General features: G+C 72.2%; 18 protein-coding genes. 5 read left to right on the top strand and 13 right to left on the bottom strand.

What is annotated here, in order from left to right; genetic code table 11:
* Positions 1-93: 93 nt before the first annotated feature.
* Positions 94-612 (bottom strand): VanZ family protein, encoded by a 519-nt coding sequence (locus B1L11_RS21865; RefSeq protein WP_079316196.1) that lies wholly within the window; start codon positions 610-612, stop codon positions 94-96.
* Positions 613-648: 36 nt separating this feature from the next.
* Positions 649-1,074, bottom strand: coding sequence for a D-aminoacyl-tRNA deacylase (dtd, locus tag B1L11_RS21860; RefSeq protein ID WP_079316195.1), 426 nt, complete (start codon positions 1,072-1,074; stop codon positions 649-651).
* 45 nt (positions 1,075-1,119) lie between these two features.
* Between dtd and B1L11_RS21855 the strand changes: the two genes are divergently transcribed.
* Positions 1,120-2,061 carry an asparaginase gene (locus tag B1L11_RS21855; RefSeq protein ID WP_079316194.1) on the top strand — a complete coding sequence of 314 codons (942 nt, stop codon included), beginning with the start codon at positions 1,120-1,122 and terminating at the stop codon, positions 2,059-2,061.
* Between the two features lie 11 nt (positions 2,062-2,072).
* Here the strand turns inward: B1L11_RS21855 and B1L11_RS55040 are convergent, their stop codons facing one another.
* Together B1L11_RS55040 and B1L11_RS21850 are read right to left on the bottom strand one after the other, a co-directional pair.
* Positions 2,073-2,357, bottom strand: coding sequence for an alpha/beta fold hydrolase (locus B1L11_RS55040; protein WP_372974708.1), 285 nt, complete (start codon positions 2,355-2,357; stop codon positions 2,073-2,075).
* Positions 2,246-2,734 (bottom strand): alpha/beta fold hydrolase, encoded by a 489-nt coding sequence (locus tag B1L11_RS21850; protein ID WP_256862775.1) that lies wholly within the window; start codon positions 2,732-2,734, stop codon positions 2,246-2,248. Before B1L11_RS21850 ends, B1L11_RS55040 begins: the two co-directional genes overlap by 112 nt.
* Before the next feature lie 85 nt (positions 2,735-2,819).
* Here B1L11_RS21850 and B1L11_RS21845 point away from each other — a divergent pair, with 85 nt between their 5' ends.
* A complete protein-coding gene (locus tag B1L11_RS21845; protein ID WP_218671246.1) occupies positions 2,820-3,527 on the top strand; it encodes an ABATE domain-containing protein in 708 nt (235 codons plus the stop codon).
* Here the strand turns inward: B1L11_RS21845 and B1L11_RS21840 are convergent.
* Positions 3,419-5,023, bottom strand: a complete 1,605-nt coding sequence (locus B1L11_RS21840) for a DUF2207 domain-containing protein (protein WP_256862774.1) — start codon at positions 5,021-5,023, stop codon at positions 3,419-3,421. The genes B1L11_RS21845 and B1L11_RS21840 overlap by 109 nt on opposite strands.
* A gap of 111 nt (positions 5,024-5,134) precedes the next feature.
* Here B1L11_RS21840 and B1L11_RS21835 point away from each other — a divergent pair, with 111 nt between their 5' ends.
* Together B1L11_RS21835 and B1L11_RS21830 are read left to right on the top strand one after the other, a co-directional pair.
* Complete coding sequence (locus B1L11_RS21835; protein ID WP_079316205.1) at positions 5,135-5,551, top strand: VOC family protein; 417 nt, start codon at positions 5,135-5,137, stop codon at positions 5,549-5,551.
* 109 nt (positions 5,552-5,660) lie between these two features.
* Entirely contained in the window at positions 5,661-6,632 is a 972-nt protein-coding gene (locus tag B1L11_RS21830; RefSeq protein ID WP_143737442.1) for a magnesium transporter CorA family protein, read from the top strand.
* A 7-nt stretch (positions 6,633-6,639) separates the two neighbouring features.
* Here B1L11_RS21830 and B1L11_RS21825 read toward each other — a convergent pair whose 3' ends face one another.
* From B1L11_RS21825 to B1L11_RS21805, 5 genes are all read right to left on the bottom strand, one after another.
* The gene (locus tag B1L11_RS21825) at positions 6,640-6,978 is read right to left on the bottom strand and encodes a DUF2516 family protein (RefSeq protein WP_079316193.1); all 339 of its coding nucleotides are present in this window, start codon (positions 6,976-6,978) and stop codon (positions 6,640-6,642) included.
* A gap of 168 nt (positions 6,979-7,146) precedes the next feature.
* Complete coding sequence (locus B1L11_RS21820) at positions 7,147-7,503, bottom strand: hypothetical protein (RefSeq protein WP_079316192.1); 357 nt, start codon at positions 7,501-7,503, stop codon at positions 7,147-7,149.
* Between the two features lie 3 nt (positions 7,504-7,506).
* Positions 7,507-7,941, bottom strand: a complete 435-nt coding sequence (locus B1L11_RS21815; protein WP_079316191.1) for a helix-turn-helix domain-containing protein — start codon at positions 7,939-7,941, stop codon at positions 7,507-7,509.
* Positions 7,942-8,009: 68 nt separating this feature from the next.
* Entirely contained in the window at positions 8,010-8,924 is a 915-nt protein-coding gene (locus B1L11_RS21810; protein WP_079316190.1) for a M56 family metallopeptidase, read from the bottom strand.
* Positions 8,921-9,277 carry a BlaI/MecI/CopY family transcriptional regulator gene (locus B1L11_RS21805; RefSeq protein ID WP_079316189.1) on the bottom strand — a complete coding sequence of 119 codons (357 nt, stop codon included), beginning with the start codon at positions 9,275-9,277 and terminating at the stop codon, positions 8,921-8,923. The genes B1L11_RS21810 and B1L11_RS21805 overlap by 4 nt, the downstream gene beginning before the upstream one ends.
* A gap of 51 nt (positions 9,278-9,328) precedes the next feature.
* Between B1L11_RS21805 and B1L11_RS21800 the strand changes: the two genes are divergently transcribed.
* A complete protein-coding gene (locus tag B1L11_RS21800; protein WP_079316188.1) occupies positions 9,329-9,847 on the top strand; it encodes an O-acetyl-ADP-ribose deacetylase in 519 nt (172 codons plus the stop codon).
* A 17-nt stretch (positions 9,848-9,864) separates the two neighbouring features.
* On the opposite strand, the gene B1L11_RS21795 is transcribed toward B1L11_RS21800, so the two are convergent.
* The 3 genes from B1L11_RS21795 to B1L11_RS21785 form a co-directional block, all read right to left on the bottom strand.
* The gene (locus B1L11_RS21795) at positions 9,865-10,392 is read right to left on the bottom strand and encodes a GNAT family N-acetyltransferase (RefSeq protein ID WP_079316187.1); all 528 of its coding nucleotides are present in this window, start codon (positions 10,390-10,392) and stop codon (positions 9,865-9,867) included.
* Positions 10,393-10,405: 13 nt separating this feature from the next.
* On the bottom strand, positions 10,406-11,080 hold the full coding sequence (locus tag B1L11_RS21790; RefSeq protein ID WP_256862773.1) for a class I SAM-dependent methyltransferase: 675 nt from the start codon (positions 11,078-11,080) through the stop codon (positions 10,406-10,408).
* Between the two features lie 155 nt (positions 11,081-11,235).
* The gene (locus tag B1L11_RS21785) at positions 11,236-12,015 is read right to left on the bottom strand and encodes an SDR family NAD(P)-dependent oxidoreductase (RefSeq protein ID WP_079316203.1); all 780 of its coding nucleotides are present in this window, start codon (positions 12,013-12,015) and stop codon (positions 11,236-11,238) included.
* Positions 12,016-12,079: the final 64 nt, after the last annotated feature.

Genomic DNA, 12,079 nt, shown 5'->3' with positions numbered 1-12,079 from the left:
CCCGCTACGACAAGACCGCAACCTCATACACCGCCGTGGTCACCATCGCAGCACTCCTGCTCTGGCTCTAGGCGACCGCTATGAAGACAGGCCCTAGCGGCGGGTCCACCACCTGCGGGTGCACAGGGCCGCGAGCACGGCGCCCGTCGCGTTGAGGATCACGTCGTCCACGGAGCTCACCCGCCCGAGCCGCAGGCCCCACTGGAGGAGTTCGACGCCGAGCGAGGCGGTGGCCGCGACGGCGGCCACCGCGGGAAGCGAGGCGAAGCGCGCGGAGCGGACCGGGAGCATCGCGCCGAGCGCGGCGAAGACCAGGAGGTTGCCGCCGATCTGCACGACCGCCGCTCCCGGTGACAACCGCGCGACCTGGCCCGCCAGGTCCACCAGGGGGACGACGTGCACGCCCTCCTCCGTCCCCGGCGTGAGGATCATCCAGATCCAGGGGGCGGTCCCGGCCACCATGACCACGTCCGCGAGAGCCGTACGGAGGGGAGCGGGATGTCCCCGGCGGGCGCGACGGCGGGTGAGGAGCAGGACGGCGAGAGCGGCCACGGGAACGGCGCAGACGGTCGCGACGACGACATGTCCCCAGATGCTCCACGCCTCCCGCATCCGATCATGATGGCAGGCCGGGGGAGACCGTGACGGTCAGACGTCCAGGACGAGGGTGATCGGGCCGTCGTTGGTGAGGGTGACCTTCATGTCGGCGCCGAAGACGCCCGTCTCCACCCGCGCGCCGAGCGCCCGGAGCTCGGCCACCACGGCCTCCACGAGAGGCTCGGCCACCGGGCCCGGCGCGGCGGCCTGCCAGGTGGGCCTGCGGCCCCTGCGGGCGTCGCCGTACAGCGTGAACTGGCTGATCACCAGCAGCGGCGCGCCGATGTCGGAGCAGGACTTCTCACCGTGCAGGATGCGCAGTCCCCACAGCTTGGCGGCGAGCCTGGCCGCCTCGGCCCGCCCGTCGGTGTGGGTGACGCCCACGAGCACGAGCAGGCCGGGCTCGTCGATGGCGCCGACGACCTGACCCTCCACCACAACGGACGCGGAGCTGACCCGCTGTACGACCGCACGCATGGCCCCGAATTCTGCCACGTCCGGGGGCTTCATAGACTGCCCGTCATGTCGGAGATGGTCGTCGAGGTCGTCCGGTCGGGGTTCGTCGAGTCGGTGCACCGCGCACGCGTGCACGTGATCGGGGCGGACGGCGCCCCGGTCCTGGTGCGCGGGGACACGTCGAGCCTGACGTCGCCGCGTTCGGCCATGAAGTCCCTGCAGGCGCTCGGCATGGTGCGGGCGGGCCTGCCGCTCGAGAACGAACTGCTCGCGCTCGCCGCCGCGAGCCACAGCGGCGAGCCCTTCCACATCGACGGCGTACGGAAGATCCTCGCGGGCGCGGGGCTGGACGAGACCTTCCTGCGGTGCCCGGAGGATCTGCCCCTCGACCGGGAGGCACGCCATCAGGTCCTGAGGGAGCACGGCGACGCCCGCCGGATCTTCATGAACTGCTCGGGCAAGCACTCGGCGATGCTCGCCACCTGCGTGGTCAACGGCTGGCCGGTCGACGACTACCGCAATCCCGGCCACCCGCTGCAGCGGGCCATCCGGGCCACCGTGGAGGAGTTGACCGGGGAGCGGGTCGCGGCGACCGGTGTGGACGGCTGCGGTGCCCCGCTGTTCTTCGTCTCCATGGCGGGGGTCGCCCGCGCCTTCCGTCAGCTCACGCTCGCCCCAGAGGGCACGCCGGAGCGGCGCGTCGCCGACGCGATGCGCGCGCACCCCGAGTGGACGAGCGGCACGACCCGGGCCGAGGCCCTGCTGATGCGGGCCGTGCCCGGGCTGCTGGTGAAGGCGGGCGCGGAGGCGTTCGACGCCTTCGCCGACGCCGAGGGCCGGGCCGGGGCCGTGAAGATCGTGGACGGCGGCGACCGGGCCCGCGTGCCGGTCACCGTCGCCGCTCTGCGCGCCGCCGGGATCGACGCCCCGGAGCTGGCCGGGCTGGCCACCGCCCCGCTGTTCGGCGGCGGGGTCCCGGTCGGCGAGGTCCGCGTCCGTCCCGCCTGACCGGCCGCGGGTCACCTCCACACGCGGTCGAGGAACGCGGCGATCAACGGGGCGATCTCGGGGAGCCGGTCCTCCAGTGCGAAGTGACCGGTGCCGAGGACGTGCAGTTCGGCGTCGGGCAGGTCGCGCAGGTAGGCGCGGGCCCCGGGCTCGGGGAAGAACATGTCGTCGCGGCCCCATGTGATCAGCGTCGGCGGCCGGTGTTCGCGTAGCCAGGCCTGCCACAGCGGGTAGCGCGCCACGTTGGTGTGGTAGTCGAAGGCCAGCGCCACCTGGGCCTCCTTGCGCCCCGGCAGGTCGTGGGGTGCCGGGTCGCCAGCCGGAATCCCACCGGAGCGCCGAAGTCGAAGACGTACATGACGAACCGGGTGAGCCCGAGCCGTTCGACGAAGCCCTCCATCACCTCGGCGAGGGTGTCGAAGCTGTAGGTGAAGCCCGCGGGCGCCTCGGTGTGCCCGAAGCCGGGATAGTCGGGCGCGATCAGCCGATATCGGGCTCCCAGCACGTCGATGAGCCGGCGGAACTGGTGGGACGCGGACGGGAATCCGTGCAGCAGCAGCATGACGGGAGCGTCGTCGCCGCCCTCCTCCGGCACCGACTCGCGGTAGAAGACCCGCACGTCCCCGACGTCGATGTGCCGGTGGAGCGTACGCGGAACGGTGAGCGGCGTCATGACTAATGCCTCCTTGCAGTGGAGATGCATTAGTTCTAGCGGCCGACGACCTAATGCGTCAATCGCTGGATATAGCCTTAGGACCATGTCCGACCTCGTCCCGCTGACCGGGGAGCCGCTCGCCCTCGACCTGGTCAACACCCGACCGCACACCCCGGACGGCCCGGGCGACCTGGTCGCCACCGTCGAAGGGCTGCGCGTCTGGCTGGGCCTGCAGGCCGACCGGCTCGCCGGCGCGCTACCGGAGGGCGGGGAGGCGTCGCTGACGGACGACGACCTCGCCGCGGCGGTGACCGCGGTGCGCGAGGTGCGTGAACACGCGGCGGTCGCGATCGACCAGGCGCGCCGGGGCCTGCGGCCGCCCGGCGACGCGCTTTCCGGCCTCAACAGGGCACAGCGTGCGGCGCCCGCCGTCCGCGCGCTGGCCTGGGACGGCGCGGCCGTGACCGCCGTACCGCGCAGGGACGGCCCGCCGGGCGCCCGGCTGGCGGCGGTGCTCGCCGAGGCGGTCGCCGAACTGCTGACCGACCCGGCGGTCACGACCGTGCGGGAGTGCGCGGCCGACGACTGCGTGATGCTGTTCCTGCCCGCCCATCCGCGCCGGCGCTGGTGCTCGGCGCGCGGTGCGGCAACCGGGCCCGCGTCGCCCGGCACTACCGGCGTCACCGCGCCCCCGACTCGGCTCTATAGGGAGCGGAACTGGCGGGAGGTCGAGATCGCCCCGGAGGTGGTCATGACGAACGTCCGCATCGAGTCGGCGAACCTGGACAGGTTCCACTCGGCCGGGCCCTGATACCAGTACAGGTGGTCGGTCTGCCGCCCGTTGCCGTCGAACGCGCTGACCACCCGAGCCCACCGGTCCACGCTGTCGAAGATCACCGCGTACGGCAGGTAGCGGGAGAACAGTTCCACGCGCTGGCCTGCGGGGACGTCGTCGACGTTCGCCCCGGCGAGGTACTCCCGGAACCCGAGCGTGTGCGCCAGCGCCGCGGCGCCCTTGGCGGTCTTGGCCGGCATGTACTGCGCGCCGAAGGCCAGCGCCGCCCCCGCGATGATCAGGGCGAGCCCCAGCAGGCCGTACGTCGTGAACCAGGCGAGCAGGACGGTGGCGACCACGCCGAGCGCGACGACGGCGAGGCCGAGGGTGGTCCAGCGCGATCGGGTGGAGTCGGGTCGCCGGGCGAACCAGCCCTGCGCCACGACGTCCTGATACAACGCGTCGCGCACGGTGGCCAGGCGGGCGGCGAACGACCCCTGCAGCTCCGACAGCAGCACCCGGTCGCGGCCGTCGAAGATCGCGTCGTAGAGGGCGCGCTCGTACGGCAGCAGGTGGCCGACCGGGGCGCCGGGCAGCTTGACCAGGCACCAGTCGGGGGTGTCGTACGTCTGGCGCGGCTGCTCGTCGATCCGCAGGTAGTTGCGCACGGCGAGGTCCACGATGGTCGCGGTCACGTCGACCACGTCGGCCTGCTCGTCGAACAGCGTGCCGATCTGCCCGGGGCGCACGCCGTCCGGAGGAGTGAAGTGTCCGCCGCGATGGCCGCTGATCGGGGCCGACTCGCTGCCGACCACGCGGGCGTCACGCCCCCGCGTCCAGTAGAGCAGCCCCACGCCGCCCAGCAGCAGCACCAGCAGCGCCGCGAGGGATCCGCCGGTCACCGCGTTCAGCGTGAACGCGGTGGACAGCTCGAACCTGCGCTCCAGGATCGGCCGGGCCCCCGTCGCGCCCTTCGGGTAGCCGACGACGACCGTGAGCGTCTGGCCCTCCCCGAGGCCCTGCTGTTCGAACGTGGAGGTGGTGCCGGTCTCCTCGACCGAGGCGCTGGTGCAGGCGATGGCCGCGCTCAGCTCTCCGGCGAAGCAGGACAGGTTCTGCACCCGGCCCGGGCCGGTCACCGTGACGACCGCGTCCTGCACGGGGCCGGACACCGCGAACCACCGCAGTTCCTCGCCCGATGCCGTGGGCGTCACGGCGCCCGTCACGTCGTACTCCACCGTGCCCTTGAACGTCAGGGTCTCCCCGTCGTACGAGCCGCCCTTGACGTTGGAGATGCGGTAGACGCGGTCGTGGCCGTCGTCGTAGCGGGTCCGGGTGAGCGGCGTGCGCCGCACCGTCCCGCCGGCGGGGGCGACCGTCTCCTTCACATGGAGCACGCCGTTCTCGCGGAGCTCCATCGTCACCTCGTCCTTCGCCAGAGGCGCGGAAGCCGCGGTGACGGCGTGCGCGGGGGAGGCGGCGAGGACGGCGAGCAGTGCCGCCAGTCCGAGCCGGCGCGCGAGATCCACCATGAGCCGCAACCCTATCGGTCCCGGTGCTCCAACCGGGGATCGGATGCGGGCCGCCGGACCGGTCAGGAATCGAGAAGCGTGGGGAACACCGCCGGCCATAGCGTCATCGGCATGGAACTCACCCTTCACTACTGCTACATCACGGTCGACGACGGCGACGCGGCGCTCGCCTTCTACCGGGACGTGCTCGGCCTCGAACTGCGCAACGACGTCGGGTACGAGGGCGCCCGCTGGCTGACCATGGGCCCGGCGTCGCAGCCGGACGTCAACATCGTCCTCGAGACCGTCAACGCCGACCCGACCGCCTCCGAGGAGGACCGCGCGGCGCTGAGCGACCTGCTCGCGAAGGGCAGGCTGCGTGCCGTCGTCTTCGCCACCCCGGACTGCGACGCCACCTTCGAGAAGATCCGCGAGTCCGGCGCCGAGGTCCTGCAGGAGCCGATCGACCAGCCGTACGGCGTCCGCGACTGCGCCTTCCGCGACCCCGCGGGCAACATGATCCGCTTCCAGCAGCTCGGCAAGAGCTGACGCGGCGGCACCGCCGGTGGCGGTGCCTGCGAGACGGGGGCGTCCTCCCGCATGACCCGGGAGGGCGCCCCCTCCGTCGTGGTACGCCGGATGGGTAGGGTAACCGTCCATGGGACACACCCGGTTGTACCGGAACGGAACCCTGGAGGCGGAGGGCTTTCCGGTCGCGGACGTCTCCGAGCACGTCAAGGACCCGTCGGCGGTGGTGTGGTTCGACATGTGCGCCCCCACCGAGGAGGACCTCCACGCCATCAGCGAGGAGCTGGGACTGCACGCCCTGGCGGTGGAGGACGCGCTGCAGCACCGGCAGCGGCCCAAGCTCGACGTCTACGACAGCCACATGTTCCTCAGCGTCTACGCGGCGGCCTTCGACAGCGGGTCCGGCCAGGTGCGGATCGCCCCCGCCGCCGCCTTCATCACGAAGAACGCGCTGGTCACCGTACGCCAGTCGGACGAATTCTCCATCGACGAGGTGGTCCGGCGCTGGGACGAGGGGGCGACCCTGGCCCGGCACGGCGTCGCGTTCCTGCTGCACGGCCTGCTCGACTACGTGGTGGACAGCCACTTCGACACCGTCGAGGCCATGGACGAGCAGGTCGAGGACCTGGAGGGGACGGTGTTCGGCGATCGGCCGGTCGGCCCGGAGGACCAGCGGCGCACGTTCGAGCTGCGCAAGAGCCTGGTCACGCTGCGCCGGATCGTGATGCCCATGCGGGAGGCCGTGAACACGCTCCTGCGCCGCAACGGCCTGAGCGGCGACGGCGAGATGACGCCGTACTTCCAGGACGTGTACGACCAGGTGCTGCGGGCCACGGAGTGGACGGAGTCGCTGCGCGACCTGGTCAGCAACATCCGCGAGACGCACCTGACCATGCAGAGCAACCGGATGAACCTCATCATGAAGCGGGTGACGAGCTGGGCCGCGATCATCGCGGTGCCCACCCTGATCACCGGCTTCTACGGCCAGAACATCCCGTTCCCCGGCTTCGGGCACTCGTTGGGCTTCTGGACGTCCACCGCGCTGATCGTCGTCGCCTCGGCCACGCTCTACCGGGTGTTCCGGGCCCGCGACTGGCTCTGACGGCGGATCACCACGGCCCGTACGGCCCCTGGTTGCCGCCGCCCCGGTAGCCGTTGACCGCGGGCTTCACGTCGGCGAGGTAGATGCCCGCCGCGATGACGGCGGCGATCGTGAAGATGTTGGGCAGCCCCATGCCCATGCCGAGGTAGTTGATCGCGGCGGCGAACGTGAACAGCGTCGCGAGGCCGAGGATGATCAACCAGAGTTGCTTGGTCTGCTTGCCGGCCGCGGGGAAGGCGCGTGCGGGGATCCGCAGCGCGTGCACCAGTGCCCAGCCGGACAACACGAAGGCCCCGACGGAAAGCAGCCAGAAGACGATGTCGAGGATGCCGTACAGCCCGAACATGGACTCTCCCACACGGTCACAGTCGCTGACGCCCCCAGACTAACGGGCGGCGCCGACACGTGGCGCGGGCGCCGAAGGCCGGTGTCCGCGGGCCGATGCCGAAAGTGCGGCGGCCCGCCTCCCCCGGAGGAAGGCGGGCCGCGTCGTGTCGATCGCCTGGGCCTGCGATCAGCCCTGGCTCGTGGCGCGGGCGCGACCGGTCCGCTTGGCGGTGGTCTCGGCGGCGATCGCCGGCTCGGCGGTCTCGGAGACCTCCGTCAGCTCCAGCGCGGCCTCGCCGCTCACCCGGCTGACGACCTTGCGGCCGCGGCTGGCCAGGTCGTCGTACAGCCGGTTGAAGCGGGCGGCGGCGGCGTCGGCGTAGCCCTTCGCCTTCTCCGGCAGCTCGCGCGCGACGATCTCCGCCTTGTCCTGCACGGTGGAGGCGTAGGCGCGGGCCTTCTCCACGGCGAAGTCGCCCGCGCCCGTGAGCGCGTAGAACGGCTTGGACTCCGTGATCTTCTTGGCCTGGGTCGTGATGGTCATGGGCTATCCTTCCTTCGAATCCGGTGTAATGCCGTCGCGCGGGAGAACCGGGCCGTCCCCGAGATGCTCAGCCGATTGCGGCGGCTGGGCGGTGTCGGCCCGGTTCTCCTTGCGGAACGACTCGTAGATGTCGATCAGCACCTGGCGTTGCCGCCCGGTGAGCGTGACGTCGGCCCGGATCGCGGCCAGCACGTCGCTGTGCGGTTCGCGGTCCTCGATGAGGCCGGCCTGGACGTAGAGCGCCTGGGCGGAGATGTGCAGACCCTTCGCGATCTGGTTCAGGATCTCCGCGCTCGGCTTGCGCAGGCCCCGTTCCACCTGGCTCAGGTAAGGATTGGACACACCGGCCTGCGCGGCGAGCTGACGAAGCGAGATCTTCGCCTGCTGCCGCTGCTGGCGGATGTACTCACCGAGCGAGGCGACCTTGGGCAGTTCCATACCCCCAGTCTGCCTCGCACTGCTTGCAATTGCAAACTCGGCGGATAATTCCAGCTAGCACCAAAGGTTCAGCCAGGAAGCAGCCAAAGCAGCGGGGCGCTGGTGGCGAGCACCACCGATCCGGCCAGGATCAGGAAGCGGTGGGCGGCCGGAAGCGCGACCTCGGGCCGTACGAGCCGGTCGACCCGGGCCATCACGCTGGACGGCGCGGACACGCCGAGCGCGCCCTGCGGCGTGGGCAGCGCGGCCGAGGTGCCGAAGCGCAGCAGGGCGGTGGCCAGCCTGCGGGGGCAGCACCGCTGCCGGGCGCGGTCGTCGGCGGCCATCTCGACCAGCAACTCGACCGACGCCTGCGCGTCGCGGACCAGCTTCGACCACGGCAGCGCGCGGCGCAGCGCGGCGAACGGCAACAGCACCAGGTCGTGACGCTCGCGCACGTGAGCGGCCTCGTGCGCCAGCACGGCCTCCAGCTCCGCGGACGACAGCAGGTGCAGCGTCCCGTCGCTGATGACGACCTGCGACTTGAGCCCCGGCAGGCAGTAGGCGGCGGCCCCGGGGAAGTCGACCACCCGGACGCCGGGCACGGCCGGCTCGTCCCTGGCGACCAGCGCGAGCAGGAGCCGGTGCCGGCGGCGGGCACGCAGCGTCTGCGCACCGGCCGCGAGGGGCAGGGCCACCAGCACCGCGAGCAGCGACAGGCCCGCGACCAGCGCGCCCAGCCGGAGATAGTCGTACGGCTGGCGCACGCCGAACTCCACGCTCAGCAGGAACTCCGCGAGCCCGTGCACGACGCCCTTGCGGTAGGGGTCGAGCGCGAAGGCGAGCAGGGCGCCGGTGGAGGCGAGCCCCCAGGTCAGCCCGAGCGACTGCCACAGCAGGATCGCCGTGCGCGGGGCGCGCCAGGTCCAGCGCGCGAACGTCAGCCGCCACGCGGCCACCGCGCAGATCGTCGCGAGCGTCGCTAAGACCGCCGCCGCGATCACTCTTCCTCCAGCTCCGTGAGGGCTTTCAGCAGGATCTCGGCCTCCGAGCCGGAGACCGCGCGGGCGAAGCGGGTCAGCGCCGCGTCGCGGTCGCCGGTGAGGTCCAGGGCTTCGAGCATCAGCTCGGCGACGTACGCGTCACGGCTCGCGGCGGGCTGGTAGCGCCAGGCGCGGCCGTCGCGGGTGCGGTTCAGGAAGCCCTTGCGGGCCAGCCGGTCGAGCACGGTCATCACGGTCGTCGGCGCGAGGTCGCGGTCCTCGATGAGGCGTCCTACCTCGCGGGCCGTGAGCGGGGTGTTCTCCGCCCAGAGGATGTCCATGATGCTGCGTTCAAGCTCTCCCAGTCCCTTCACGTCTTTCAGCCTACCCGGGGTAGTACTACGTCCTGTAGAGAGGTGGGAGGAATGAAAATCGTTCTGGTCGAAGGAGACATCACCGAGCAGCGGGTGGACGCGATCGTCAACGCGGCCAACTCCTCGCTCATGGGCGGCGGAGGGGTGGACGGCGCCATCCACCGGCGCGGCGGCCCCGAGATCCTCGAGGAGTGCCGGGCGCTGCGCGCCTCCCGGTACGGGAGGGGACTGCCGACCGGGCAGGCGGTCGCGACCACCGCGGGGCGCCTGCCCGCGCGATGGGTGATCCACACGGTCGGGCCCGTGTACTCGCGCAGCGAGGACCGATCCCATCTGCTCGCCTCCTGCTATCGGGAGTCGCTCGTCGTCGCCGACGCGCTGGGCGCCGGCACGGTGGCGTTCCCCGCGATCTCCACGGGGATCTACCGGTGGCCGGTCGAGGACGCCGCCCGCATCGCGATCACCGCGGTGCGGCAGGCCGCCCCCGTCGTGGTGGAAGAGGTGCGCTTCGTGCTGTTCAACACCGCAGCCTATGCGGTGTTCGAGTCGGCCCTACGGGACATCGGATAAGCGTTCGGCCAAAACTTTCACAGCCATTTGAGCATGTAGATCTCGTCGCGGTCGTCACCGGGGGCCACCCGGATCGAGCGGGGCACCCGGCCGACCTCCCGGTAGCCCACGCTCGCGTAGAAGCGGTCGACCCCGGTGCCGCCGCGGCAGGTGAGCTGCAGCGCCTCCAGGCCGAGCGACCTGGCGGCGTCGTCGGCCGCGAGCAGCAGCGCCCTGCCGTACCCCCTGCCCTGGTGCTTGGGGTGCACCATGACCCGCAGCAGCCACCGCCAGTGCGCCCGCAGGCCCGAGCCGTTGTCGCCCAGGATGAGCCAGGCGGCCACCGCGCCGTCGTCGCCGAATCCGACGAGGAGACTGTCGGGGGCGCCGGTGCCGGCGGCCGGGCGGGTGCGGGCGAACGCCTTCTCGGCCGTCGGCCTGATGTCGTCCGGCGTCACGGGAGGCACGAAGCCCACCGCGCCGCCCGCGTTGGTCACCTCCGCCCAGCAGCTCAGGAGCTCCTCGAAGAGCTCGGGGGTCATCTCCGGGTCGAGGACGAAACGCATGGCCCGGACGTTATCAACCGCCCGGGGAGACGCTGCTCCAGGGCAGGGTGAGCTCGCCGAGCCGCCAGCGGCCGGTGCCGCCGGTCGGCGGGATCGCCTCCACCGGCCAGTCGCGCGTCAGCAGTTCGGCCGCCCTGATCCAGCGCTGCCGCGTGCCGTACGCGCCGAAGGAGGCGCAGGTAGCCCAGGCGCGGTCCCAGTCCGTCAGGAACGCGTGGATCCGCTCGCCCGGGACGTTGCGGTGGATCAGCGTCTTGGGCAGGCGTTCCGCCAGGTCGGAGGGGCGTTCGAAGCCGGTGAACCGGGCCGCGAAGGTGAGCGTGCGCGGTCCCTCCGCGCCGAGCGCCACCCAGGTCGCCCGGTGGCCGACCTCCGAGCAGGTGCCCTCGACGAGCACGCCCGAGGGGTGCAGGCCGGCCCGCAGCCGGTCCCAGTGCTCCCACGCCTCCGCCTCGCCGTACTGCCGCAGCACGTTGAAGGCGCGCACGATCATCGGCGGGCGGGGGACCGGCAGTTCGAATCCGCCCCTGACGAACGACAGCCCCTCCCGCTCGTACGGCTTGGCCGCCGCGACCCGCTCGGGGGCGATCTCCACGCCCACCACCTCGACCGTGGGGCAGACCCGGCGCAGCCGCGTGAACAGCTCGGTCGTCGTGGTGTGGGACGCGCCGTAGCCGAGGTCCACCACCAGCGGCGCCGCCCCCCGCGCGGGCCGAGCGCAGCAGCGGGCCGTACACGGCGGCGATCCAGCGGTCGCAGCGGCGCAGCCGGTTGTGCCCGGTGGTGCCGCGCGTGACCGTCCCGACGGGCCGGACCGGGCGCACCGGCCTCATGTCCCCGCGCTCATCTACCCGGCGTGACGCGGTGCACCTTGTGCTGGGCGGCCTGCGCGCGGGGCCGGACGACCAGCCTGTCGATGTTCACGTGCGACGGGCGGGTCACGGCGAAGGCGATCACGTCGGCCACGTCGTCCGCGCTCAGCGGGTCGGGGACGCCTTCGTACACCTTGGCGGCCCGCTCGGCGTCGCCGCGGAAGCGGGTCACGGCGAACTCCTCGGTCATCACCATGCCCGGCGCGATCTCGACGACCCGCACCGGGTCGCCGCACAGCTCAAGGCGGAGGGTCTCGGTCATCGAGGTCTGGGCGTGCTTGGCCGCGCAGTAGCCGCCGCCCCCCTCGTACGACACAAGACCGGCCGTCGAGGTGAGCATCACCAGCACACCGTCCCCCGACGCGATGAGCTTCGGCAGCAGGGCCCTGGTCATGCGCAGGGACCCGAGCACGTTCACGTCGTACATCCGCTGCCAGTCGTCCACCCGGCCCTCGGCCACCGGCTCGAGCCCGAACGCGCCGCCCGCGTTGTTCACCAGGACGTCGCAGCGGTCCAGCGAGGCGGCCAGCGCGTCCACCGACGCCTGGTCGGTCACGTCCAGCGTCACCGGATGCACGCCGGGCACCTCGGCCGCGAGCTTGTCGAGCCGGTCGCGCCGTCGCGCCGCCGCCACGACCCGGTATCCCTCGGTGGCGAGCCGGCGGGCCGTCGCCTCGCCGATGCCGCTGCTCGCGCCGGTAACCACCGCGGTCCTGGTCCTCGCAGGATCGGTCACTGCGGGATTGGTCATCGTCACCGCCATCGTCCTTCCACATCGCCCAAGCCGGCAGGCCACATCCTCTCAGGACCCCCGG

Origin of the sequence: Microbispora sp. GKU 823 (assembly GCF_002027145.1) — a bacterium.
Classification (GTDB): Bacteria; Actinomycetota; Actinomycetes; order Streptosporangiales; family Streptosporangiaceae; genus Microbispora; species Microbispora siamensis.
Note: the sequence above shows the minus strand (reverse complement) of the source record. Positions and strands in the feature narration are given on the sequence as shown.

Bases quoted from the DNA above. Each gene is read 5' to 3' on its own strand.
- B1L11_RS21865 (WP_079316196.1), bottom strand. From the start codon at position 612: ATGCGGGAGGCGTGGAGCATCTGGGGACATGTCGTCGTCGCGACCGTC.
- dtd (WP_079316195.1), bottom strand. From the start codon at position 1,074: ATGCGTGCGGTCGTACAGCGGGTCAGCTCCGCGTCCGTTGTGGTGGAG.
- B1L11_RS21855 (WP_079316194.1), top strand. From the start codon at position 1,120: ATGTCGGAGATGGTCGTCGAGGTCGTCCGGTCGGGGTTCGTCGAGTCG.
- B1L11_RS21850 (WP_256862775.1), bottom strand. From the start codon at position 2,734: ATGACGCCGCTCACCGTTCCGCGTACGCTCCACCGGCACATCGACGTC.
- B1L11_RS21845 (WP_218671246.1), top strand. From the start codon at position 2,820: ATGTCCGACCTCGTCCCGCTGACCGGGGAGCCGCTCGCCCTCGACCTG.
- B1L11_RS21840 (WP_256862774.1), bottom strand. From the start codon at position 5,023: ATGGTGGATCTCGCGCGCCGGCTCGGACTGGCGGCACTGCTCGCCGTC.
- B1L11_RS21835 (WP_079316205.1), top strand. From the start codon at position 5,135: ATGGAACTCACCCTTCACTACTGCTACATCACGGTCGACGACGGCGAC.
- B1L11_RS21830 (WP_143737442.1), top strand. From the start codon at position 5,661: ATGGGACACACCCGGTTGTACCGGAACGGAACCCTGGAGGCGGAGGGC.
- B1L11_RS21825 (WP_079316193.1), bottom strand. From the start codon at position 6,978: ATGTTCGGGCTGTACGGCATCCTCGACATCGTCTTCTGGCTGCTTTCC.
- B1L11_RS21820 (WP_079316192.1), bottom strand. From the start codon at position 7,503: ATGACCATCACGACCCAGGCCAAGAAGATCACGGAGTCCAAGCCGTTC.
- B1L11_RS21815 (WP_079316191.1), bottom strand. From the start codon at position 7,941: ATGGAACTGCCCAAGGTCGCCTCGCTCGGTGAGTACATCCGCCAGCAG.
- B1L11_RS21800 (WP_079316188.1), top strand. From the start codon at position 9,329: ATGAAAATCGTTCTGGTCGAAGGAGACATCACCGAGCAGCGGGTGGAC.
- B1L11_RS21795 (WP_079316187.1), bottom strand. From the start codon at position 10,392: ATGCGTTTCGTCCTCGACCCGGAGATGACCCCCGAGCTCTTCGAGGAG.
- B1L11_RS21785 (WP_079316203.1), bottom strand. From the start codon at position 12,015: ATGACCAATCCCGCAGTGACCGATCCTGCGAGGACCAGGACCGCGGTG.